The organism is Kitasatospora sp. Root107 (assembly GCF_001424875.1).
GTDB lineage: Bacteria > Actinomycetota > Actinomycetes > Streptomycetales > Streptomycetaceae > Kitasatospora.
In genome coordinates this window covers 83,655-105,409 of the sequence record NZ_LMCT01000007.1, presented here as the reverse complement: position 1 = coordinate 105,409, position 21,755 = coordinate 83,655, and the positions used below count along the sequence as shown (strand labels likewise).

The window sequence follows — 21,755 nt, the reverse complement described above, 5'->3', positions numbered from 1 at the left end:
CCTGGCGGCTGCCGCTCCCCGGCGTCGTGCGCGAGACCACCGAGAGACTCGGCAGTCCTACCGGGGCCCGCCGGAGCCCCGTTCACGGCGGTCATGGACCGTCGTACTACAAAGGTAAGACGTATTCGGGGGCGCAAAGTTACGTTCCGGGGGTGTGAGTTGGCTCTCTCCACGCTCCGTATACGGCTGGTTCCGACCACATACCACACGATCCCAGCTGGGCTACGTCACCCTCCCCGCAGCCGCCGCAACCCAGCGTGATAGGAATCGTCTCATTCCGGTACGGACCGCCCGCGCGCCCTCAGTCGCGGCGGCAAGCCAGGGAGGGAGTGCGCAGATGGCCAGGAACGTCGTAGTCACCGGTGGTGGCACCGGCATCGGGTACGAGGTGGCACGCCGCTTCGCCGAGGCGGGCGAGCGGGTGGTGATCGTCGGCCGTCGTCGGGCGGTCCTGGAGAGAGCCGCAACCGACCTCGGCCCGAACGTCACCCCACTGGTCTGCGACCTGGCCGACCCCGACGCGGTCGAGGACGCCCTGAGCGCGCTGCCCGCCGAGATCGACGTCCTGGTCAACAACGCCGGCAGCCGGGAGACCGTGATCGGGGCCGGGCCGCACGCCGTGCTGGCCCGCTGGCGCGGGGACTTCGAGCGCAACGTGCTGACCGTGGTGCTGCTCACCGAGTCGATCCGGGACCGGCTCACCCAGGGCAGCGGGCGGGTGGTGACGGTCAGTTCGATCGCGGCCCTGCGCGGAGCGGGCTCGTACGGGGCCGCCAAGGCCTCGCTGCACGCCTGGAACCACTTCCTGGCCGCCCAGCTCGGCGCCTCCGGCATCACCGCCAACATCGTGGCCCCGGGCACCGTCTCGGGCACCGAGTTCTTCGGGCCCCGGCTGGACGAGGCCGAGGTCTCGCGGCGCGCCGCCCGCACCCTGCTCGGCCGGATCGGCGAGCCGGGCGAGGTGGCGGCGGCGGTCTACTTCCTGGCCTCCGCGGAGGCCGGCTTCATCACCGGCGAGATCCTGCACTGCAACGGTGGCGAACTCCTCGGTCGGTAGGAGGCCCTCCGGGCATCAGCCACCAGGGGCTCGGGGAACTGCGAGGAGATTTGGCGTTCGGGTCACTGCGAAAGTGCCTGACCATCCACACAGGTGCAACGCTCCATAGGTCGGCATCGCAGTTCCCCGAGCCCCTGACATGTGCCACCTAACCGGCGGAGTTGAAGCGCCGGAGGCGGAGGCTGTTGGTGACCACGAAGACCGAGGAGAAGGCCATCGTGGCCCCCGCGACCACCGGGTTGAGCAGGCCGGCCGCGGCGAGCGGGATGGCGGCGACGTTGTAGGCGAAGGCCCAGAACAGGTTGCCCTTGATGGTGGCGAGGGTGCGGCGGGAGAGTCGGATCGCGTCGGCTGCGGAGCGCAGGTCGCCGCGGACCAGGGTCAGGTCGCTCGCCTCGATGGCGGCGTCGGTGCCGGTGCCCATGGCGAGTCCGAGGTCGGCCTGGGCCAGGGCGGCGGCGTCGTTGACCCCGTCGCCGACCATGGCGACCGAGCGGCCCTCGGCCTGGAGGCGGCGGACGGTGGCGACCTTGTCCTCCGGCAGCACCTCGGCGATCACGTCGGCGGCGTCGATGCCGACCTCGGCGGCGACCGCCTCGGCGGCGCTGCGGTTGTCACCGGTGAGCAGCACCGGCCGCAGGCCGAGCGCCCGGAGCTCGGCGACGGCGGCGGCCGAGGTGGGCTTGACGGTGTCGGCGACCACCAGGACGGCCCGGGCGGCGCCGTCCCAGCCGACCGAGACGGCGGTCGCTCCGGTGGCCTCGGCGGTGGCCTTGGCGGCAGCGAGGGCGGGCGGCAGGTGCTGGGCCCAGTCGGCGAGCAGCAGCTCGCGTCCGGCGATCACCGCATGGCCGTCGACCACGCCCTGGACACCTCGTCCTGGCACGTTCGCGAAGTCCTCGACCGACGGGAGCCGGCCGAGCCGGTCGAGGGCGGCGGTGGCGATGGCGGCCGCGATCGGGTGCTCGGAGGCGTGCTCCAGGGCGCCGGCCAGTCGGAGCACCTCGGTCTCCGAGACCCCGTCGGCGGTGTGTACGGCGGTCAGTGACATCCGTCCGGTGGTGACGGTGCCGGTTTTGTCGAGCACGATGGTGTCGACCCTGCGGGTGGTCTCCAGCACCTCCGGGCCCTTGATCAGGATGCCGAGCTGGGCGCCGCGGCCGGTGCCGACCATCAGGGCGGTCGGGGTGGCCAGGCCGAGGGCGCAGGGGCAGGCGATGATCAGGACCGCGACGGCGGCGGTGAACGCCTCGGTGGGGCTGTTGCTGACGAGCAGCCAGCCGACCAGGGTGCCGAGCGCGATCAGGATGACCACGGGCACGAAGACGGCGGAGATCCGGTCGGCCAGCCGTTGGGCGGCGGCCTTGCCGTTCTGCGCCTCCTCGACCAGCTTGGCCATCCGGGCGAGCTGGGTGTCGGCGCCGACCCGGGTGGCCTCGACCACCAGGCGGCCGCCGGCGTTCACGGTGGCGCCGGTGACGGCGTCGCCGACGGTCACCTCGACCGGGACGGCCTCGCCGGTGAGCATCGAGGCGTCCACGGCGGAGGCGCCCTCGACCACGGTGCCGTCGGTGGCGATCTTCTCGCCGGGCCGGACCACGAAGCGCATGCCGACGGTGAGGCGATCGACCGGCAGCCGTACCTCGCGGCCGCCCTGGAGGACGGCGACGTCCTTGGCGCCGAGGTCGAGCAGGGCGTGCAGGGCGGCGCCCGCGCGGCGCTTGGAGCGGGCCTCCAGCCAGCGGCCGAGCAGGATCAGCGTGGTGACGGCGGCGGCGGTCTCCAGGTAGAGGGTTGACGAGGCGTCACCGGTGCCGACTCCCAGGGTGAAGGCGTGCCGCATCCCGGTCATCCCGGCGTGCCCGAAGAAGAGCGCCCAGACGGACCAGCCGAAGGCGGCCAGGGTGCCGAGCGAGACCAGGGTGTCCATGGTGGCCGCGCCGTGCCTGAGGTTGGTCCAGGCGGCGCGGTGGAAGGGCCAGCCGCCGTAGACCACGACCGGTCCGGTGAGCGCGAAGGTGAGCCACTGCCAGTTGTCGAACTGCAGCGCCGGGATCATCGAGAGCAGCACCACGGGGACCGAGAGCGCGGCGCTGATCAGCAGCCGTTCCCGCAGAGGGTCGGGCTGCTGCTCGGCCGGGGTGTCGGCGGTCGCGGGCGGGGCGGGCAGCTCGGCGGTGTAGCCGGTGCGCTCCACGGTGGCGATCAGGTCGGCCACGCTGACCTCGGGCGCGAAGTCGACCTGCGCCTTCTCGGTGGCGTAGTTGACGGTGGCTTCGACGCCGTCCATCCGGTTGAGCTTCTTCTCGATCCGCGCCGCGCAGGAGGCGCAGGTCATCCCGCCGATGGCGAGTTCCACCCGGTCGCGGAGGGCGCCGGGCTCTATGCCTGGGGTGGTGGTGCTCATGGGCTGATGGCTCCTCAATGAGAGCGTACGGGGCCGCGCACGCCGGGGCGGCCCCGTACGAGGGGTGCTCAGGCTGAGCGGCCGACCAGCTCGTAGCCGGCCTCGTCGACGGCGGCGCGGAGCTGGTCGTCGTCCAGCGGGGCCTGGGAGGAGATGGTCACGGTGCCGGCCTTGGCGTCGGCGGCCACCTCGGTCACGCCGGGCAGCTCGGCCACCTCGGCACTGACCGACTTCTCGCAGTGGCCGCAGCTCATACCGCTGACGGAGTAGGTGACGGTGCTCGACATCGGGGCCTCCGGAGGTTCGTTGCCCCGTGCTGGGGCTGACTCTGACAACACCATACCCCCTGGGGGTATTCCCTGCGCCAGGGGGAGGGGTGGCGATCTGCACGATTGCCAGCAGAGAGTAACCGTCCGGCGACGTAGAGTCGGGCTGCGCCGGCCGGGGCGTGTCACGTCGGTGGGCCGGAACGCGAAGACGGGCGGCCCCGGGATTCCGGGAACCGCCCGTCCTGCTGCGCCGCTCGGTCAGGCGGCCGGTGCCGCCGCCCGGTCCTGGCTGATCAGCGTCCGGAGCCAGACCAGGCCGCCGAGCGAGACCACGATCAGCCCGAGGGTGTCGTACAGGGTGTACAGGTGGACCTGCTCGGTGGTCGGGTCGGGCATGTAGCCGAGCTCGAAGATGGCCCGCTGGAAGTCGCTCGCGGTGGTTCTGGCCACCAGCCAGACCGCGATGCCGCTGGTGCTGTCCCAGAGCGCGTGCAGCAGCGAGACGCCGAGGTAGGTGAGGATCACCGGGGCGTTGAACCGGAACTGCATGCCGCGCCGCTCGCGGAACAGCACCCCGCCCATGATCGCGGTCCACAGGATGTGGCCGACCGGGGCCAGTACGCCGCGCAGGATCTCGGTCTCCACCAGGTCCTTGAGCGAGAGGCCGTGGATGCTCAGCACCGCGTTGAAGGCGTAGCCGGCGCTCTCGAAGGCGGCGAAACCCGCGCCGACGGTGGCACCGAGCACCAGGCCGTGCCGGAGTCCGGCCGCCGGGATGCGACGGGCGACCATGACCAGGGCAGCCAGCTTCACGGCCTCCTCGATCAGGCCGACGCCGACGTACATCCAGATCGAGGGGGAGAGCAGGTAGGTCTCCAGCACCGAGGCGCCGAGCACACCGATGATGCCGCCGATGCCGAAGCAGGCCGCGATCCGCTCGGCACCCACGTCGGCCGCGTAGCGCTCGTACGCCCAGACCACGAAGGTGCCGGGCACCAGGAAGCTGCCGAGCAGCACGATGGTCGGCACCAGGTTGCTGTTGTCGGTGAAGAAGGTGACGATCACGGTCGCCACCCAGAGTGCCAGCCCGATCAGGAAGAGCCTGAGCCAGTGGCGTGACGTCTGGGCCGGTGGCGTGGCGGCCGGCGCGGACCACTGCGGGCTGGGTGGAGGGGTAGGCGATGGCGTTTGGCTGCCGTATCCGGACATCGGCGGGGGACCTTCCCTCGATGAGTGGGCGTCACGTTCCCCGCACGGTATGACAAAAGGGGTAATTCGGGCCGTATTGCCCCGAATGACGCGCGGGCGCGAAGACCGATTCCTCCGCTATGTTCGGTATGTGTCCCGGTTCACCCGAGCTCAGTCGCCCACGGCGCCCAAGGCCGCGGGGCTCTCGCCCGCTCGGCGGGAGCGGGCGCTGCTCGCCGCCGACCTGCAGGACCTGTCCTGGCGCCGCCGGGCCACCCCGGCCCTGCTGGCCCTGGTCCTGGTGGTCGCCGTGGACCTGGCGACCGGGCGGGAGAGCTACCTGGCCCCGCTGATGGTGGTGGTGCCCTCGCTGGCGGCACTCACCCTGCGGCCGCTGGAGCTGCTGGTGGTCTGCCTGCTCGGCTTCGGCGCGCTGATCGGGCTGGGCCACTACGACCAGGTGACCGACCTGAACAACGGTCAGTTCCTGTTCGGCGCGGTGGTCAGCTATGTCGTGCTGTCGGTGTTCAGCGCCTGGGTGGCCCGGATCAGGATGCGCAGAGCCGCGGCCTTCGCCGCCGTCTCCTCGGTGGCGGAGGCCGCCCAGCGCGCCCTGCTCCGACCACCGGGCCCGGCGGTCGGACCGCTCCGGCTGGCCGTCCGGTACGCCTCGGCGGCCGACGCCGCCCGGATCGGCGGCGACCTGTACTCGGTGCTGGAGACCCCGCACGGCACCCGACTGCTGGTCGGCGACGTCCGGGGCAAGGGGCTCGGCGCGGTGCAGACCGCGGCCGTGGTGCTCGGCGCGTTCCGGGAGGCGGCGTACGACGAGAGCGGGCTGCTCTCGGTGGCGGCCCGGGTCGAGGCCAGTGTGGAGCGGCACGTGCCGGACGGTGAGTTCACCACCGCGCTGTTCGCCGAGGTGTACCGCCCGGGGGCGGTGGAACTGCTGCACTTCGGGCACGTCCCGCCGATCATGGTGGCCAGGGACGGGACGGTGACGATGCTGGAGGCCAGCGACCCCTGGGTGCCGCTCGGCCTCGGGCGGCTGGCGACCGGGGAGCCGCAGACCATGGAGGCGGCGTTCGGCCCGGAGGACGTGCTGGTGCTCTGCACCGACGGGGTGATCGAGGCCAGGCACCACCGCAGCGGCGAGTTCTACCCGCTGGCCGAGCGGGTCGGTCCGCTGGTCCGGGAGGCCGCCCGGTCGGCGGCCGAGCTGGAGGTGGCGGTCGGGCGGCTGTACGCCGACCTGCTGGAGCACGCCGGCGGCGAGCTGGGGGACGACGCGCTGTTACTCCTGATCAGCCGCACCGACGTCGAACGGCCCACCGGTTAGACAGGCCCTGGGGCGGAGTCGGCCAGCGCGCGGAGGATCAGCGCGGTCGAGGTGGCGCCCGGGTCCTGGTGGCCGATGCTGCGCGGGCCGAGGTAGGAGGCCCGGCCCTTGCGGGCCTGGAGCGGGACGGTGTCCAGTGCGCCCTGTTCGGCGGCGGCTGCCGCGTCGGCGTACGAACCGGTCCGTTCGAAGGCGGCCAGCGCGGGGGCCCAGGCGTCCACGATGGTCTTGTCGCCCGGCGCGGCGCCGCCCAACTTCTCGATCGCGGCCAGCCCGGCGGCCAGCGCCGAGCCGAAGTCGCCGCCCTCGGTGAGGGCGCTGCCCATCGCCCGGAACGCCTTCCCGTACAGCGGCCCGGAGGCGCCGCCGACCTTGGAGATCAGGGTGCTGCCCGCCTTGGTCAGCACCTCGCCGGCCGAGCCCAGGCCCTCGATCGCGGGCAGCACTGCGGTGAAGCCGCGGTGCAGGTTCGAGCCGTGGTCGCCGTCGCCGATCGCCGCGTCCAGCTCGGTCAGCTCCTGCTGCCGCTGTTCGACGGCGGCCGCGACGGCCCGCAGCCAGGTGTGCGCGAGGGTGGTGTCCATGGCGGCGTCCTCTCAGGACCAGCGCAGGGCGGGGGTGGCCACCGGGGCGTCCCAGAGTTCGAGCAGCTCGGGGTCGGCCTTGGTGAGGGTCAGCGAGAAACCGGCCATGTCGAGGCTGGTGACATAGTTGCCGACCAGGTTGCGGGCGATCCGGATCCCCTGCCCGGCCAGCCGGTCGGCGACCGCGCCGTACAGCACGTACAGCTCGATCAGCGGGGTGCCGCCGAGCCCGTTGAGCAGGGCGATCACCTCGTCCCCGGCGCTGAGGTGGTGGTCGGCCAGGATGGTGTCGACCACCTCGGCGGCCAGCTCGGCGGCCGGGCGCAGCGGCTCGCGGCGGCGGCCCGGTTCGCCGTGGATGCCGACGCCCACCTCGATCTCGTTCTCCGGCAGGTCGAAGCCCGGCTTCCCGGCGGCCGGGACGGTGGCGGCGGTGAGCGCGATCGCGAAGGAGCGGGAGGCGGCGTTGACCCGGTCACCGAGGGCGGCCACCCGGTCGAGATCGGCGCCGCGTTCGGCCAGTGCACCGGCGATCTTCTCGACCAGGACGGTGGCGCCGGTGCCCCGGCGGCCGGCCGTCCAGGTGGAGTCCTCCACCGCGACGTCGTCGTTCACCAGGACGGTGCGGACCTCGATGCCCTCGTCGGCGGCCAGCTCGGCGGCGAGTTCGAAGTTCATCACGTCGCCCGTGTAGTTCTTCACCACGAACACCACGCCCGCGCCGCTGTGCACCGCCTGTGCGGCGGCCAGCAGCTGGTCGGGCACCGGGGAGGTGAACACCTCGCCTGGGCAGGCCGCATCGAGCATGCCGGGGCCGACGAAGCCGCCGTGCAGCGGCTCGTGCCCGGAGCCGCCGCCGGAGATCAGCGCGACCTTCGGGGTGGCCGGGCGGCCGGACCGGGTGATCACCCGGTTCTCCTGGTCCACGGTCAACTCGGGGTGGGCGGCCGCGAATCCGGCCAGTGCGTCGGCGAGCACCGTCTCCGGGGCGTTGATCAGCTTCTTCAAGACCGGCTCTCCTCCGACGGCGACGGATCCTGCGGCCGACGTTACGTCAACCGGTGCCGACCGGCCTGCGGTACGACACGCCAGGATCGAACTGGTCGGGAGTGGACGGACGATGAGGCTGGGTATGGTCGGGGCATGGGCGCGTACGTGGGCATCGTTCTGGTCTCGCACAGCCCCGGCCTGGCGGCCGGGCTCCGTCAACTCCTCGCCGAACTCGGCTCCGGGGACGTCCCGGTGCTGCTCGCGGCGGGCACCGAGGACGGCTCGCTCGGCACCAGTTACGACCTGATCGTGTCGGCCGTCGCGGCGGCGGACGCCGGGGGTGGGGTGGTGGTGCTGGCGGATCTGGGCAGCTCGGTGCTGACCACGCTGGCGGCGCTGGAGGACCACCCGGCGGAGCAGGCCAGGCTGGTGGACGCGCCGTTCGTGGAGGGTGCGGTGGCGGCCGTGGTCACCGCCTCGACCGGGGCGGCGCTGGCCGAGGTGGTGGCGGCGGCGGAGGACGCCCGGGGCTACCGGAAGTTCTGAGCCGCCGTCAGCTCGCCTGGCGCCGGCCCACTTGGCGCCGGCTCACTTGGCGTCCGCGTAGCAGTCCACCACGGCGGTGCTGAGCGGGAACCGCACCGGGGTGTCGCCGAACACCAGCCGCCTGGCCTCCTCGCCGGCGGCGGTGACCGCCTCGACCACCTGGTCGGCCAGGTCGATCGGGGTGTGCACCATCACCTCGTCGTGCTGGAAGAAGACCAGGTGCGGCCGGTCCGCACCGCTGCTCAGGGCCGTCAGCCGGCGGCGCAGCGAGGCCAGCAGGGCGAGCGCCCAGTCCGCCCCGCTGGCCTGGATCAYGAAGTTGCGGGTGAACCGGCCGCGGGCCCGGGCCGAACGGCCGCCCGCCTCCCCGGCGGTCTCCGGAGCCTCCGTCAGATCCAGCCAGTCGGCGGACGGCGGCGGGCAGGTCCGGCCCAGCCGGGAGCGGACGATGCCGCCCTCCTCGCCGGTGCGGGCCGCCGCCTCGACGTAGCCCATCGCGGTCGGGTACTGGCGGCGCAGGGTGGCCAGCAGCGGGCCGATGTCCCCACTGGTCTGGCCGTACATCGCGCCGAGCAGTCCGAGCTTGGCCTTGTCCCGGTCGCCCTGGAACGCCTGGGCGGCCAGCGCGGCGTACAGGTCACCCTCGGCCGCCGACCGGGCCAGCCCGGCGTCGCCGGAGAGCGCGGCCAGCACCCGGGGCTCCAGCTGGGCCGCGTCCGCCACCACCAATGCCCAGCCCGGGTCGGCCACCACGGCGCCGCGCAGGATGCGCGGGATCTGCAGCGCCCCGCCGCCCCGGCTGGCCCACCGTCCTGAGACCACCCCGCCGACCACGTACTCGGGGCGGAACCTGCCCCCGCGCGCCCAGGCGTCCTGCCAGGCCCAGCCGTGCGCGGCGTGGATCCGGGACATCTCCTTGTAACGGATCATCAGCCGGGCCGCCGGATGGTCGATCTCGCGCAGCTCCCAGACCCGGGTGGAGCTCAGCCGGATGCCCTGGTCGGCGAACGCCTTCAGCACCTGGGCGTGCGAGTCGGGGTTGAACGGGCGGGCGCCGAGCGCCTGTTGCAGCTCGACGGACAGCTCGGCGAGCAGCTTGGGCTGGGTGCCGGGGATGTGCGGACGGGGGCCGAGCAGGTCGGTCAGCAGCCGGTCGTGCCGATCGGCCCGCCACGGCAGGCCGTCGTACGTGATCTCGGAGGCCAGCAGCGCACCGGCCGACTCGGCGGCCACCAGCAGCCGGAACAGCCCCGGCTGCTCGACCAGCGCGATCCGGCGCAGCTGCTCGGCGTGCACCGCCACCACCGCCGCCAGCTGGTCGGTGCCGGGCGGCAGTTGCAGCCGGTCCGGCGCGAACAGGCTGTCCTGGTCCTCACCACCGCCGGTCTCCGGCAGGTCGGCGGGCACCGGCAGGCCACGCAGCCGCGCCCACGCGGCGCCGAGCGAACGGGGCTCGCCCCAGGCCCCCTCGTGCCCGAGCAGCAGCGCCTCCACCAGCCGCAGGTCGTGGCAGCGGGCCACCCGCAGCGGCAGCAGCGGCGCGTACGCACTGTCGGCCGCCGCCCAGACCCAGCGGGGTTGGCCGGCCGCCTCCCGCTGCATCATCGCGGCGGCCAGGTCGGCCACCTGCTCGGGCGGTCCGAGCGGCACCCCGTCCTCGCCGAGCGGTTGCAGCCGCCCGCCGGGCCCGTGCGGAGCGGGCACAACGGCGATCCGTGGCGCCACGGGGCCTCCTCACACATCGGACACAGGTTCGCCCCGACCGTACCGGGCGGTACCGACACTTCCCCGGAGGCGCCCAGGCACCCGTGCTCCGGGCATCAGCCATCAGGGGCTCGGGGAACTGCGACGCCGACCTCGAAACAGGTGATCCGTGCAGAAATGGTCAGGCACTTTCGCAGTGACCCGAACGCCAGATCTCCTCGCCCCGCGGCGGAGCCGCAAGTCAGCAGAGCCCCGAGCCCCCGGACCGTAGATGCTGGAGCGCAGCCCCCGTCTTCCCGAAGGGAGGTCTCGGTTCTAGGGTCTGATCCATGAGCGACAACCCTTTCTTCGCGCCCAGCACCCTGGTGTTCGAACTCCCGCCCTTCACCGCCATCCGGGAAGAGCACTACCTGCCCGCCTTCGACCGAGGCATGGCCGACCAGCTCGCCGAGATCGCCGCCATCACCGCGGACCCGGAGCCGCCGAGCTTCGACAACACCGTGGTGGCGCTGGAACGTTCGGGTGCGTTGCTGCGCCGGGTCCGCCTGGTCTTCGAGAACCAGAGTTCCTCCGACACCACCCCGAGCCTGCAGGCGTTGGACGCCGAGCTGAGCCCCCGGCTGGCCGCGCACCTGGACACCGTCCTGCTCGACCCGGCGCTGTTCGCCCGGTTCGAGACGCTGCACCAGGTGCGGGCCGAACTCGGCCTGGACGCCGAGAGCCTGCGGCTGCTGGAGCGGCACCACACGCGGTTCGTCCGGGCCGGGGTCCGGCTGCCGGCCGAGGGGCAGCTGCGGCTGCGGGAGATCAACGGCCGGCTGGCCTCGGCCCAGGCGGCGTTCCGGCAGAACGTGTTCACCGACACCCGGGCCCGGGCCGTGGTGGTGGAGCGGGCGGAGCAGCTGGACGGCCTGTCGGCCGACGCGGTGGCGGCGGCTGCCGCGAACGGCCGGGCGCTGGGCCAGGACGGCTCGTACGTGCTGAGCCTGAAGAACTTCACCAACCAGTCCGAACTGGCCGCGCTCACCGACCGGGAGCTGCGGGCCAGGCTGCTGGCCGCCTCGGTGGACCGGGCGGTGGAGAGCAACGGGCCGCTGGCGATCGAGCTGGCCGGGCTGCGGGCGGAGCGGGCCGAGCTGCTCGGCTTCCCGAGCCACGCCGCGTACGTGGTGGCCGACGAGACGGCCGGGACGGTCGAGGCGGTGGAGGAGCTGTTCGCGCGGCTGATCCCGCCGGCCGTGGCGAACGCCGCCCGGGAGGCCGACCGGCTCGCCGGTCTGGCCGAACAGGCCGACGGGGTCGAGGACTTCGCCGCGCACGACTGGCTGTACTACTCGGAGCGGGTCCGGCAGACCGAGTACCGCCTCGACGCGGCCGAGCTGCGCCCGTACTTCGAGCTGGAGCGGGTGCTGCACGACGGGGTGTTCTTCGCCGCCGGGCTGGCCTACGGGCTGACCTTCACCGAGCGGGCCGACCTGACGGGGTATCACGCGGATGCCCGGGTCTTCGAGGTGTTCGAGGCGGACGGTTCCTCGCTGGGTCTGTTCGTCGGCGACTTCCACGCCCGGGAGTCGAAGAGCGGCGGGGCCTGGATGAACGAACTGGTCCAGCAGTCCGAGCTGTTGGGAAAGCGCCCGGTGGTGGTGAACAACCTCAACATCGCCCACCCGGCGGCGGGGGAGCCCGCGCTGCTCACCTGGGACGAGGTCCGGACGCTGTTCCACGAGTTCGGCCACGCCCTGCACGGGCTGTTCTCGGCGGTGCGCTACCCGCTCTTCTCCGGCACCGAGGTGCCGCGCGACTTCGTCGAGTTCCCGTCCCAGGTGAACGAGATGTGGATGACCAGGCCCGAGGTGCTGGCCAACTACGCCAGGCACCACCTGACCGGTGAGCCGCTGCCCGCCGAGCTGGTCGAGCGGATGGCTGCGGCCGAGCGGTTCGGGCAGGGCTTCCGGACCGTGGAGTACCTGGCCGCGGCGCTGCTGGACTGGGCCTGGCACACCGTGCCGGTGGGTGAAGTGATCGAGGACGCCCAGGAGTTCGAGGCGGCCGCGCTGGCCAAGGCCGGGCTGGCCGACCCGCTGGTGCCGCCGCGCTACCGGAGCACCTACTTCAACCACGTGTTCTCCAACGACTACAGCGCCGGGTACTACGCGTACATCTGGTCCGAGGTGCTGGACGCCGACACGGTGCGCTGGTTCGAGACCAACGGCCGGGGCGTCCGGGAGAGCGGCGAGACCTTCCGGGCCGAACTGCTCTCCCGGGGCGGCAGTGTGGACGCGCTGGACTGCTTCCGCGCCGTGGTCGGCCGGGACCCGGAGATCACTCCGCTGCTGACCCGGCGCGGCTTGAACGGCTGAGGGTCTCAGACCGACCGGCCAATTGCCGGTCGGTCTAACTGCGCGGCCCGGGTTCAGCGGGCGCTGATCCGTACCGTCACGGTGGTGCCGGGGCGGGCCAGCGGCAGCAGGACCCGGGCCACCCCGGCCCGGTCGCCCCGGGGCTGGTCGACGTCCAGCACCGAGGCCCGGGCGCCGCTGACGGTGACCTCGGCGCCGTTCGGGTAGGCGGTGCCGGGCAGGCTGATCTCGGTCCAGCCGCCGCTGCCGCCGGCGGTGCGGCCGCCGGTGACGAAGGTCAGGGTGTACGTGCCGTCCTGGTAGCTCTCGGTGCCGGGGGTGCCCGCCAGGGCCCGGGCGTACGGGCCGAAGACCGGTTCGTTGCCGGGCGCCGGGCGACCGTCCGGGCCGAGCGCGCAGTAGCCGCCGCCGCCCTTGCACCAGTACCACATGGCCCAGCCCGAGGCGAAGCCGTTCATCGCGGAGACCTGACGCTTCACCAGCTCGGCGTTGCCAGGCGTACGGGAGTTGGGCGGGCCCCACTCGCCGACCAGCACCGGCAGGTGGTCGGTCTGCGGGTAGGCGGTGATCGCGGCGAGGTAGTTCTCCACGAAGCCGCCGGACGGATCCCAGTCCCGGCCCGCCTCGACGGCGGTGTCGTAGAAGTGCGGGGCGTAGCCGAGCCGGTCGGCGCCGGAGCGCGGGTCACCGAACGACGGGAGCCGGGTCGGGACGCCCTGGCCGACCAGCACGGTCGGTTCGACGAACAGCCAGGAGCGGCTGTCGGCCTGCCGGACGGCCTTGATCAGGCGGCGGTACATCTCGGCCAGCCGGCCCTGCTCCAGCTCGGCCGAGGCGGCGACCAGCACGGCCGGGTCGGTCGGGTCGCCGGGGATCGGGCCTGACGGCTCGTTGAACAGGTCGTAGCCCAACAGCGAGCGGTGGTCCCTGAGTTCGCGGGCCAGCCGGGTGTAGAAGTCGGCCTGCCAGCGGCGCAGGTCCGGGTCGTCGTAGAGGTGGGTGAAGGCGGCCTGTACGGCGGGCTGGAAGTACCCGGCGAACCAGTCGTCGGGGTCCTCCTCGAACGGCAGGCCGTCGTCCCGGGTGGCCCAGACCGGGATGCCCCGGTCGCCGCCGCCGAACTTCGGCCCGTAGACGTCCTGGTGGAAGTCGACCAGGGCCAACAGGCCGTACTTCTCCGCCCAGTTGAGCACCCGGTGCAGCCGGTCCAGCTCGGTCCGGTCCAGTCGGCCCCGGGTCGGCTCCAGCCGGTTCCAGGAGATCGCCACCCGGACCAGGGTGAAGCCGTGCTCGGCGGCGGACCGCAGGTCGGCCTCGGTCGCCTCGGCGTACTTGTCGACATTGAAGCCGCGCAGCTGGAGCACCCGCCCGGCGGAGTCGGTCAGGTGGGTCCGGCCGTCGGCGGTGGTCACCGTGCCGGTCGGGAAGTCGGCCCGCTGGTGGCGGTCGCCCTGGTGGTCGGAAGCCTGGTGCGCGGTGGCCTCGACCGGCAGCGCGGCGCCGGACAGCACGGTGGCGGTGGCCAGGGACAGGGCGGCGGCGGTACGACGGACACGCACGGGCACCTCGCGGAGGGGCATGGGGGTGGGGTGCGCCGATCCTGCCGCACCCCGGGGCCGCGCACAAGAGGTGAGCAGGACTCATGTTCTGCGCGAATCCTAGGCGGGCGCCCCCGGCAGCGGCGCAGCCGCCGCGAGCCGGCCCCAGAGCAGGTCGGCCAGCGCCTGCACCATCCGGGCCCGGGGGCAGGGCCGCTGGTCCAGCCACCAGTCGCCGGCCGCCAGCACCATGCCGGTGATCGACCGGCCCCAGGTCTCGGCCAGCAGCGGCGCGTCAGGACCGAGGTCGACCTGCTCCCGGACCGCCTTGGTGATCTCCTCGGCGATCTGCCGGAGTGCGGGTGCCAGTGCCTGGCCCGCCCCGGCCGGGTCGCCGGACTCCGGGTGGGTCAGCAGCCGGTACACCTGTGGGCGGGACTCGATGCCCGCCAGGTAGACGTCCAGCACGTGCTCGACCCGGTCGCGGCGCTCCAGCGGCTCGTTCAGCGCGGCCCGGACGGCGGCCAGCAGGCCGCTGGTGTGACGCTCCGTCAGGGCCCGGATCAGGCCCGTCCGGTCGCCGAAGTGCCGGTACAGGATCGGCTTGGTGATACCCGCCTCGGCGGCGATCGCGTTCATGCTCGCGCCGGGGCCCTCGCGCTGGACGACCCGGTCGGCGGCGTTCAGCAGCTGCTCGCGGCGGGGCTCCGCGGCGTTCGGCGGCTGCTGGCGGCGGGGCTCTGTGGACACGGTGCGGCTCCTCGCTCGGCCGTTGACACGGATTACCAATCAGTAGCAGACTCGCCGCATGTTACCCGGGGTAACACCCCGATGGCGTGGGCTTTTTCCGCCCGCACTCCCGTCCCGGAGGCTTCCGCATGAGCACCTTCTCCCTCGACCCAGGCCCGGACCAGCTCGCCGTCCGGGACTGGTTGCACGGCTTCGCCGCCGACGTGATGCGCCCGGCTGCCGCCGAGTGGGACGAGCGCGAGGAGACCCCCTGGCCGGTCATCCAGGAGGCCGCCAAGATCGGCATCTACTCGCTGGACTTCTACGCCCAGCAGTACTTCGACCCCTCCGGTGTCGGCATCCCGATCGCGATGGAGGAGCTGTTCTGGGGCGACGCGGGCCTCGGCCTGGCCATCGTCGGCACCACGCTGGCCGCCGTCGCGGTGCTGGCCAACGGCACCGACGAGCAGATCGGCACCTGGGCGCCGCAGATGTTCGGCACGCCGGACGACGTCAAGGTGGCCGCGTTCTGCTCCTCCGAGCCGGACGCAGGATCGGACGTCTCGGCGCTGCGCACCCGCGCGGTCTACGACGAGGCGAAGGACGAGTGGGTGCTGAACGGCACCAAGACCTGGGCCACCAACGGCGGGATCGCCGCCGTCCACGTGGTGGTGGCCACCGTCGACCCGGCGCTCGGCGCGCGCGGGCAGGCGTCCTTCGTGGTGCCGCCTGGCACGGCCGGGCTGAGCCAGGGTCAGAAGTTCAAGAAGCACGGTATCCGCGCCTCGCACACCGCCGAGGTGGTGCTGGACGGCGTCCGGATCCCCGGCAGCTGCCTGCTCGGCGGCAAGGAGAAGCTGGACGAGCGGCTGGCCAGGGCCCGTGAGGGGACCAAGCGGGCCGGCGGCAAGAACGCCGCGATGGCCACCTTCGAGGCCTCCCGCCCCGCTGTCGGCGCGCAGGCGATCGGCATCGCCAGGGCCGCATACGAGGTGGCGCTGGACTACGCGAAGACCCGGGTGCAGTTCGGCCGCCCGATCATCGACAACCAGGGCGTGGCCTTCCAGCTTGCCGACATGAAGACCCGGATCGACGCGGCCCGGCTGCTGGTCTGGCGGGCCTCCTGGATGGCGGCCAACAACCAGCCGTTCACCTCGGCCGAGGGCTCGATGTCCAAGCTGTACGCGGGTGAGACGGCCAAGTACGTGACGGCGCAGGCGATGCAGATCCTCGGCGGCAACGGCTTCACCCGGGAGTACCCGGTGGAGCGGATGCACCGGGACAGCGCGATCTACACCATCTTCGAGGGCACCAGCGAGATCCAGCGGCTGGTGATCGCCCGGGCCATCTCGGGGCTGCCGATCCGCTAGAAGTTCGGCTGGCGGCGCTCCAGGAAGGCCGCCAACCCCTCGCGGACGTCCGGTGTGTGGCGGGACTTGCGCTCCCACGGGGCCAGCGCCGCCGCCGGGTCGTCCGCGGCCAGCGCGGCCTTGGCGGCGCCGATGGTCTGCGGCGAGCGCAGCGCCAGCAGCTCGGCGAACTCCTGTGCGCGGGCGTCCAGTCGGTCGGCGGGCAGCACCTCGTCCGCCAGGCCGAACAGCTCGGCCCGCCGGGCGTCCACCAACTCACCCGAGAACAGCAGGTACTTGGCCCGGGCCGGGCCGACCAGCCGGGCCAGCCGGACGGTCGGCACGGCCGGGTAGACCACCCCGAGCTTGGCCGGGGTGATGCCCAGCAGAGCGTCCTCGGCGACGAACCGCAGGTCGCAGGCCACCGCCAACTGGCAGCCGCCGCCCACGCAGTGGCCGTGCACCACGGCGATGGTCGGATGCGGGAAGGCGGCCAGCGCCTCCTCGGCCGCGACGTTCTCGGCGTGGTAGGCGTCGGCCGCATCAGGGTCCGGGCCGGCGTAGATCCGGGTCAGCTCGCTGATGTCCGCCCCGGCGCTGAACGTGCCGTTCGCGCCGGTCAGCAGCAGGACCCTGACCCCGGGGGCGGCCGCCAGCCGGTCCAGTACGCCGGGCAGCGCCCGCCAGATCGCGCCGGTGACCGCGTTCCGGCGCTCCGGACGGTCCAGCTCAAGGGTGGCGACGGCGCCGTCGACCGAGGCCCGCAGGCCGGTCACACCGGTGTCGAACTGCTCGGGCACGGCCGCCTCCTAGGGGTCTTTCCGATCACCCTTCCACAGCAGGCCGGTCCTGGACCACGGCGGTGACTGTGATCTCCACCAACTGGCCGGTGTAGCCGAGGGTGGTGACGCCGAGCAGGGTCGAACTGTGCGGACCGGCGCTCAGCGCCGAGGCTTTGACGACCTCCCAGGCCTCGGAGAGCGGCTCGGGACGGTCGGCCACCACATAGACGGTGCTGGCGACCACCCGGTCCAGGCTGCTGCCGACCGAGGCCAGCGCGGTCTCCAGATTGCCGAGCACCTGCCGGGTCTGGGTCGGGAGGTCACCCGGGCCGACCAGCTTGCCGTCGGCGTCCAGTGGGACCCCGCCGGCCAGGAAGGCGAGCCGCTCACCGGCTTCGACCACGACGGTGTGTGCGTAGCCCGGCGGCGGGAACAGGGCGGGGACGGTGCGGTGCTCGGCCATGGTCGCTCCTGGGGCTGGCGGGTCGTCAGTCGCTCATCCTCAACCGGCCGGTCCCGGCTGTCACTTGGTTTTCTGCCACTCGGAGGCGAGCATCGACCAGATCTCGTAGTCCTGCCGGACGCCCAGGAACTCGACGTGCTCACGCAGCGTCCCGTCCAGGTGCATGCCGAGCTTCTGGGCCACCGCCCGGCTGCGGGTGTTGACCGTGCTGTTCCACCACTCGGCCCGGTGCAGGCCGCGCACCGTGAAGGCGTGGTCGAGCAGTCGCCGGACGGCGGCCGTGATCAGACCCCGGCCCTGACCGGCCGGCTCGCACCAGGCGCCGATCTCGCACCTGCCGCCCTTGGCGTCGAAGGACACGAACATCACGCCGCCCACCAGCGTCCCGTCCAGCCAGATGCCGAACAGCTCGCCGGTGTCGGTGGCCTGCCGGTCGGCGTAGCCCTGCAGCGTCTTGCCGGCGGACTCGAGGTCCGTGGTGCGGGTGGCCCACGGGATCCACGGGTCGACGTTGGCCCTGGCCCGGTCCATGTGGGCCAGGAACTCGGCGGCCTGCCACGGCTGGAGGGGGCGCAGCTCGGCGTCGTCGGTGAGCGGTACGGCGTACATGGGGCCCTCCCCGGGCGGATGGTCGGACGGCTGCGTGCGGATGGTCGGACGTACATAACAAACGTTTGGTAGGTACCCTAGCGCCATGACGCCAGCCCGTGGAGACCATGACGCCCGCCGGTCCGACGTCTCGGCGGCGGTCTGGCGGGTGCTGGCCGACCGCGGCTTCGGCGGCCTGACGCTCCGCGCGGTGGCGGCCGAACTGAACGCCAGCACCGGGCTGCTCACCCACTACTTCCCGAACAAGCGGGCCCTGCTGGCGTACGCACTGGACCTGCTCGACCGGCACAACCTGGAGCGGCCGCGCCCGGCGGCCGAGCGGACCTCGTCGGCCGACGGCGGGCGGGCGCTGCTGCGGGCCGTTCTGCTGGACATCCTGCCGCTGACGCCGGACGGGGTGGCCGGCAACCGGATCTGGGTCGGTTCCTGGGACGCGGCGCTGACCGACCCGGAGCTGGCGGCCGATCACGCCGCCCGCTACCGCCGGGCCCGGGAGCGGCTCACCGGGCTGGTCGCGCAGGCCAGGGAGCAGGGCGAGCTGGCGGGGGAGGCGAGCGTCGAGGAGGTGGCGGCTGGGGCCCAGAGCTTTGTGCTGGGGCTGGTGGTGCAGGCGCTGTTCGCTCCGGACGAGTTCCCGCCGGAGCGGCAGGTCGAGCTGCTGGACCGCTATCTGGACGGGCTCTGAGGCCGTGCCGCTCTGAGGCCGTGGGGCCGTGGTGGTGCCGGGGCGGGTCGGTGCTGGTGCCCCCAGCAGGATTCGAACCTGCGACCTACCGCTTAGAAGGCGGGTGCTCTATCCGCTGAGCTATGGGGGCGTGACGACATCGGCCCGGGTGGGCTTCGGTCGGCCTGCGGGGTCCGGGACAGGATAAGGGAGCCCAGATACTCAGCCGGGTCTTCGAGCACCCCGTGTGGTGTGTCGGCACCGGTTGAGCGGTCCGATAATCGCAGGTGGCGGCCGGGCATGCAGCGCCCTGGAGGCTTCTGGCGCCGGACGTTGTGCAGTCGTTACGGGGCTGTCGCCCCACCTGTTATGGATTCGGTGCGGAGAATGGGTCGGCCGGAGGGACGGGTGGGGGAAGGTTTTGGCTTCCTTCGGTCGGATGACGTGCGCGGATGCGCCGACCGGCCACCCCTTCGGGGAGCGCTGCCCGGCGGCGGGCCCGGCCAGCACTTGTCATGGCCCCGAAAAGCTGACGTCGGGTCAGCCGGAAATCGGGGCCGATTCACTCCGGAGAGTGAGGCCGGTTATCCACATGCGCGAGTTTTCCACAGGATTTCGAAACGGTCAGGATCGTTTTCCCCGAACCGGCATCCTCTCCTCGGCGGGTGATTTCACACGGTGATTCCCGATGGACGGAGGGTGTTCCGATGAACGAGACCATGGTGACCATGATCGGCAATGTCGCCACGGTGGTGAGCTACTCGCAAACCGCCGCCGGAGTCCCGGTGGCGAACTTCCGGATGGCTGCCACCGAGCGCCGCTACGACCGCGAGAAGGGCGACTGGGTGGACGGTGAGACGAGCTGGGTGACCGTCACCGCCTGGCGCTGGCTGGCGGCCAACGTGGTGAGCTCGCTCAGCAAGGGCGACCCGGTGGTGGTCAGCGGGCGGCTGCGGGTCCGGGAGTGGGGCGAGGCGGAGAAGCGACGCTGCGTGGTGGAGATCGACGCCCGGGTGGTCGGTCACGACCTCGGCCGCGGGACGACCGCGTTCCGCTGGGCGGTCCAGGCCAAACCCGAACTGGTGTTGGGTCGTTCGGGTCGGGAGGAGCCCGTCGCCCTGCCCGCGGCCCGGTCCGATGCCGGGCCCGGCGCGCTCACCGGCGCCCTGCCCGGCCAGGCGTCGGCCGGGCAGGCGGTGCCGGAGTGGATCGTTGCCGCGGTCGAGTCCCGCCAAGTGGCGGTGGCGGGCGCGGCGATCCAGACGGCCGAGGGGGCGCGACCCCTGGCGGTCGGTGCGGGGGAGGCGGTTGAGGCCCAAGTGGCCGATGGTGTGCGGGAGGTGAAACCGGCAGGTGGCGAAATTGCAAGTAGTGATCGAGTAGCCGTCGGCTGAGACCGGAGCTGCTCACTGTTCGGCACTTCGGGCCCGCCGGAGTGCCTGGCCTGAAAGGCTCCTGATTGGGAGTGAGAAACTGGCGGGTCGTCAGTACACCGCTGCGATGAGCTGCTTGATAACAATATAGATACGGAATCGTCCGCGTTTGGCACGAAGGTTTGCCAGCGGCCCCCGGTCAATAGGATGCGTCTGGTTCACACAAGTGCGGCGCTGCCACAGAGCGCGTCGCTTTGCAAGGCGGGCTGCCATCGGCACGGCCCAGCCCGGAGGGGTCACTAGATGTTGCACAAGCAGGGGCGGGCGTTGTTCCGCATAGCAGGTGTCATGCTCGCGTCGAGCCTGATGGTCGGGGGTGCGCTGGCCACTGGTGCGTCGGCGGCCGAGCCGTCCAGCTCGGGCACCACCGCCAAGCTGTTGGGCGGGCTGAAGTTCCGCGGCCCCATCCAGGTCAACAACGACAAGCAGCCCATCCAGGGTGGTGTGTTCCGACTCCTGCCGAGCACGGAGACGGACGAGAACAAGCACCTGCTGGCCTACTGCATCGACCTGCGGAACGACACGCTGAAGGACGCCACGTACCGCGAGGCCGACTGGTCCGCGACCTCGCTGCACAACAAGGCGAAGGAGGCCGCGCAGATCAAGTGGATCCTGCTGCACTCCTTCCCCAATCTGACCGTCCCGCAGCTGCAGGCCGAGGCCAAGGCGGCCCCGACCGTCGCCGACCTGACGGGGCTGACCGACGACGACGCCGCAGCAGGCACCCAGGCGGCCATCTGGCACTTCTCCGACGGCGTCACGGCGACTCCGCTGGACGAGGAGGCCAAGAAGCTCACCAAGTACCTGATCGACAGCGTCGCGGGGATCAACGCGGGCTCCGAGCCCAGCTGGACGATCAGCCTCGACGGCACTGCCGCCGGCAAGAGCGGCGCCCTGCTGGGCCCGATCACGGTGAAGTCGACCGCCGCCAAGGTGAAGCTCCGGCTGGACGACGCCGGCAAGCAGGCGGGCGTCACCATCACCGACAAGGACGGGAAGGTCATCACCGAGGCCGCGTCCGGTCAGCAGATCTTCGCGAAGACCCCGGCGGGTGCCCCGGCCGGGCAGGCGAAGATCTTCGCAGAGGCCACCACCGAGATCTCGGTCGGTCGGGCCTTCCTCGGCGAGAAGGACGGCAAGCACAGCCAGACGCTGATCCTGGCCGGCACCAAGCCGGTCCCCGCGAGCGCCTCGGCGCCGGTCAACTGGGCCCCCACCGGCCCGATCCCGGCCGTCTCCGCCAAGGTCGACTGCGCGCAGGGCGCCGTGGTGGTGACCGCCGCCAACAACGGTGACCAGGACTTCACCTTCACCCTGTCCGGCCAGACCGTCACCGTTCCGCCGGGCGGCACCAAGAGCGTCCCGGTCAAGGTCGCCGAGGACACCGCCTACGACATCACCGTCACCGGTCCGAACGGCTTCAAGCAGCAGTTCAAGGGTGTCCTGAACTGCAAGACCGACACCGCGAGCTCGCCGACCCCGAAGGCCCCGTCGGCCAGCCCGACCGGCCCGGTGCTGGCCAACACCGGTGGTGGCGGCCAGACTCCGCTGCTCGCCGGTATCGCCGGTGCCCTGGTGCTCGCCGGTGCCGCCGCGGTCTTCACCCTGCGCCGCCGCGGCCGCCACAGCCGCGCCTGACCGGCTGAGCCGGTCCGCCGACCGGCGGATCCGCAGCCCGGAGCTGATCCGGCCCCGTTCCCTCCACAGTCGAGGGGGCGGGGCCGGTCCCGTTCCCGGAGATCAC

Annotated in this window: 19 protein-coding genes and 1 tRNA gene; 8 read left to right on the top strand and 12 right to left on the bottom strand. The window is 72.5% G+C overall.

Features of this window, described 5'->3' with window-relative positions; translation table 11 throughout:
* Window positions 1–337 precede the first annotated feature (337 nt).
* Window positions 338–1,057, top strand: a complete 720-nt coding sequence (locus ASC99_RS08420; protein ID WP_057229981.1) for an SDR family NAD(P)-dependent oxidoreductase — start codon at window positions 338–340, stop codon at window positions 1,055–1,057.
* Window positions 1,058–1,205: 148 nt separating this feature from the next.
* Here the strand turns inward: ASC99_RS08420 and ASC99_RS08415 are convergent, their stop codons facing one another.
* The 3 genes from ASC99_RS08415 to ASC99_RS08405 form a co-directional block, all read right to left on the bottom strand.
* Window positions 1,206–3,464 (bottom strand): cation-translocating P-type ATPase, encoded by a 2,259-nt coding sequence (locus tag ASC99_RS08415; RefSeq protein WP_057229979.1) that lies wholly within the window; start codon window positions 3,462–3,464, stop codon window positions 1,206–1,208.
* 68 nt (window positions 3,465–3,532) lie between these two features.
* Window positions 3,533–3,751 carry a heavy-metal-associated domain-containing protein gene (locus ASC99_RS08410; RefSeq protein WP_235502686.1) on the bottom strand — a complete coding sequence of 73 codons (219 nt, stop codon included), beginning with the start codon at window positions 3,749–3,751 and terminating at the stop codon, window positions 3,533–3,535.
* A gap of 240 nt (window positions 3,752–3,991) precedes the next feature.
* On the bottom strand, window positions 3,992–4,942 hold the full coding sequence (locus ASC99_RS08405; protein ID WP_057229975.1) for a PrsW family intramembrane metalloprotease: 951 nt from the start codon (window positions 4,940–4,942) through the stop codon (window positions 3,992–3,994).
* A 130-nt stretch (window positions 4,943–5,072) separates the two neighbouring features.
* Between ASC99_RS08405 and ASC99_RS08400 the strand changes: the two genes are divergently transcribed.
* Window positions 5,073–6,260 carry a PP2C family protein-serine/threonine phosphatase gene (locus ASC99_RS08400; protein ID WP_057229973.1) on the top strand — a complete coding sequence of 396 codons (1,188 nt, stop codon included), beginning with the start codon at window positions 5,073–5,075 and terminating at the stop codon, window positions 6,258–6,260.
* Here ASC99_RS08400 and dhaL read toward each other — a convergent pair.
* Entirely contained in the window at window positions 6,257–6,844 is a 588-nt protein-coding gene (gene dhaL / locus ASC99_RS08395; protein ID WP_057229970.1) for a dihydroxyacetone kinase subunit DhaL, read from the bottom strand. The genes ASC99_RS08400 and dhaL overlap by 4 nt on opposite strands.
* Before the next feature lie 12 nt (window positions 6,845–6,856).
* The gene (dhaK, locus tag ASC99_RS08390) at window positions 6,857–7,852 is read right to left on the bottom strand and encodes a dihydroxyacetone kinase subunit DhaK (protein WP_057229967.1); all 996 of its coding nucleotides are present in this window, start codon (window positions 7,850–7,852) and stop codon (window positions 6,857–6,859) included.
* Between the two features lie 135 nt (window positions 7,853–7,987).
* On the opposite strand from dhaK, the gene dhaM reads away from it, so the two are divergent.
* Window positions 7,988–8,380: a dihydroxyacetone kinase phosphoryl donor subunit DhaM gene (gene dhaM, locus ASC99_RS08385; RefSeq protein ID WP_057229965.1), complete on the top strand. Its 393-nt coding sequence runs from the start codon at window positions 7,988–7,990 to the stop codon at window positions 8,378–8,380.
* A gap of 42 nt (window positions 8,381–8,422) precedes the next feature.
* On the opposite strand, the gene ASC99_RS08380 is transcribed toward dhaM, so the two are convergent.
* Window positions 8,423–10,105, bottom strand: a complete 1,683-nt coding sequence (locus ASC99_RS08380; protein WP_057229962.1) for a bifunctional 3'-5' exonuclease/DNA polymerase — start codon at window positions 10,103–10,105, stop codon at window positions 8,423–8,425.
* A 308-nt stretch (window positions 10,106–10,413) separates the two neighbouring features.
* Between ASC99_RS08380 and ASC99_RS08375 the strand changes: the two genes are divergently transcribed.
* Complete coding sequence (locus ASC99_RS08375) at window positions 10,414–12,444, top strand: M3 family metallopeptidase (RefSeq protein WP_057229960.1); 2,031 nt, start codon at window positions 10,414–10,416, stop codon at window positions 12,442–12,444.
* A 53-nt stretch (window positions 12,445–12,497) separates the two neighbouring features.
* Here ASC99_RS08375 and ASC99_RS08370 read toward each other — a convergent pair whose 3' ends face one another.
* Complete coding sequence (locus tag ASC99_RS08370; RefSeq protein ID WP_057230009.1) at window positions 12,498–14,003, bottom strand: cellulase family glycosylhydrolase; 1,506 nt, start codon at window positions 14,001–14,003, stop codon at window positions 12,498–12,500.
* A 99-nt stretch (window positions 14,004–14,102) separates the two neighbouring features.
* Window positions 14,103–14,732 carry a TetR family transcriptional regulator gene (locus tag ASC99_RS08365; protein ID WP_057229959.1) on the bottom strand — a complete coding sequence of 210 codons (630 nt, stop codon included), beginning with the start codon at window positions 14,730–14,732 and terminating at the stop codon, window positions 14,103–14,105.
* Window positions 14,733–14,860: 128 nt separating this feature from the next.
* On the opposite strand from ASC99_RS08365, the gene ASC99_RS08360 reads away from it, so the two are divergent.
* The gene (locus tag ASC99_RS08360; protein WP_057229957.1) at window positions 14,861–16,081 is read left to right on the top strand and encodes an acyl-CoA dehydrogenase family protein; all 1,221 of its coding nucleotides are present in this window, start codon (window positions 14,861–14,863) and stop codon (window positions 16,079–16,081) included.
* Here the strand turns inward: ASC99_RS08360 and ASC99_RS08355 are convergent.
* From ASC99_RS08355 to ASC99_RS08345, 3 genes are read right to left on the bottom strand one after another with little or no spacing between them, the layout of a single operon-like run.
* On the bottom strand, window positions 16,078–16,860 hold the full coding sequence (locus ASC99_RS08355) for an enoyl-CoA hydratase/isomerase family protein (protein WP_235502688.1): 783 nt from the start codon (window positions 16,858–16,860) through the stop codon (window positions 16,078–16,080). The two genes, ASC99_RS08360 and ASC99_RS08355, sit on opposite strands and share 4 nt — an antisense overlap.
* A 25-nt stretch (window positions 16,861–16,885) precedes the next feature.
* On the bottom strand, window positions 16,886–17,305 hold the full coding sequence (locus ASC99_RS08350; RefSeq protein WP_057229956.1) for a RidA family protein: 420 nt from the start codon (window positions 17,303–17,305) through the stop codon (window positions 16,886–16,888).
* A 60-nt stretch (window positions 17,306–17,365) separates the two neighbouring features.
* The gene (locus ASC99_RS08345; protein WP_057229954.1) at window positions 17,366–17,914 is read right to left on the bottom strand and encodes a GNAT family N-acetyltransferase; all 549 of its coding nucleotides are present in this window, start codon (window positions 17,912–17,914) and stop codon (window positions 17,366–17,368) included.
* An 85-nt stretch (window positions 17,915–17,999) separates the two neighbouring features.
* Here ASC99_RS08345 and ASC99_RS08340 point away from each other — a divergent pair, with 85 nt between their 5' ends.
* On the top strand, window positions 18,000–18,599 hold the full coding sequence (locus ASC99_RS08340) for a TetR/AcrR family transcriptional regulator (RefSeq protein ID WP_057229952.1): 600 nt from the start codon (window positions 18,000–18,002) through the stop codon (window positions 18,597–18,599).
* A 54-nt stretch (window positions 18,600–18,653) separates the two neighbouring features.
* Here ASC99_RS08340 and ASC99_RS08335 read toward each other — a convergent pair.
* Window positions 18,654–18,729, bottom strand: a tRNA-Arg gene (locus ASC99_RS08335).
* Between the two features lie 556 nt (window positions 18,730–19,285).
* On the opposite strand from ASC99_RS08335, the gene ASC99_RS36640 reads away from it, so the two are divergent.
* Both ASC99_RS36640 and ASC99_RS08325 read left to right on the top strand, forming a co-directional pair.
* A complete protein-coding gene (locus ASC99_RS36640; RefSeq protein WP_063857024.1) occupies window positions 19,286–19,972 on the top strand; it encodes a single-stranded DNA-binding protein in 687 nt (228 codons plus the stop codon).
* 327 nt (window positions 19,973–20,299) lie between these two features.
* Entirely contained in the window at window positions 20,300–21,649 is a 1,350-nt protein-coding gene (locus tag ASC99_RS08325) for a Cys-Gln thioester bond-forming surface protein (RefSeq protein WP_057229950.1), read from the top strand.
* Window positions 21,650–21,755: the final 106 nt, after the last annotated feature.

Excerpts from the sequence above, each read along its gene's own strand:
- ASC99_RS08410 (WP_235502686.1), bottom strand. The coding sequence starts at position 3,751 with ATGTCGAGCACCGTCACCTACTCCGTCAGCGGTATGAGCTGCGGCCAC.
- dhaL (WP_057229970.1), bottom strand. The coding sequence starts at position 6,844 with ATGGACACCACCCTCGCGCACACCTGGCTGCGGGCCGTCGCGGCCGCC.
- ASC99_RS08325 (WP_057229950.1), top strand. The coding sequence starts at position 20,300 with ATGCTCGCGTCGAGCCTGATGGTCGGGGGTGCGCTGGCCACTGGTGCG.
- ASC99_RS08360 (WP_057229957.1), top strand. The coding sequence starts at position 14,861 with ATGAGCACCTTCTCCCTCGACCCAGGCCCGGACCAGCTCGCCGTCCGG.
- dhaM (WP_057229965.1), top strand. The coding sequence starts at position 7,988 with ATGGGCGCGTACGTGGGCATCGTTCTGGTCTCGCACAGCCCCGGCCTG.
- ASC99_RS08405 (WP_057229975.1), bottom strand. The coding sequence starts at position 4,942 with ATGTCCGGATACGGCAGCCAAACGCCATCGCCTACCCCTCCACCCAGC.
- ASC99_RS08375 (WP_057229960.1), top strand. The coding sequence starts at position 10,414 with ATGAGCGACAACCCTTTCTTCGCGCCCAGCACCCTGGTGTTCGAACTC.
- ASC99_RS08415 (WP_057229979.1), bottom strand. The coding sequence starts at position 3,464 with ATGAGCACCACCACCCCAGGCATAGAGCCCGGCGCCCTCCGCGACCGG.
- ASC99_RS08345 (WP_057229954.1), bottom strand. The coding sequence starts at position 17,914 with ATGTACGCCGTACCGCTCACCGACGACGCCGAGCTGCGCCCCCTCCAG.
- ASC99_RS08350 (WP_057229956.1), bottom strand. The coding sequence starts at position 17,305 with ATGGCCGAGCACCGCACCGTCCCCGCCCTGTTCCCGCCGCCGGGCTAC.
- ASC99_RS08340 (WP_057229952.1), top strand. The coding sequence starts at position 18,000 with ATGACGCCAGCCCGTGGAGACCATGACGCCCGCCGGTCCGACGTCTCG.
- ASC99_RS08420 (WP_057229981.1), top strand. The coding sequence starts at position 338 with ATGGCCAGGAACGTCGTAGTCACCGGTGGTGGCACCGGCATCGGGTAC.
- ASC99_RS36640 (WP_063857024.1), top strand. The coding sequence starts at position 19,286 with ATGAACGAGACCATGGTGACCATGATCGGCAATGTCGCCACGGTGGTG.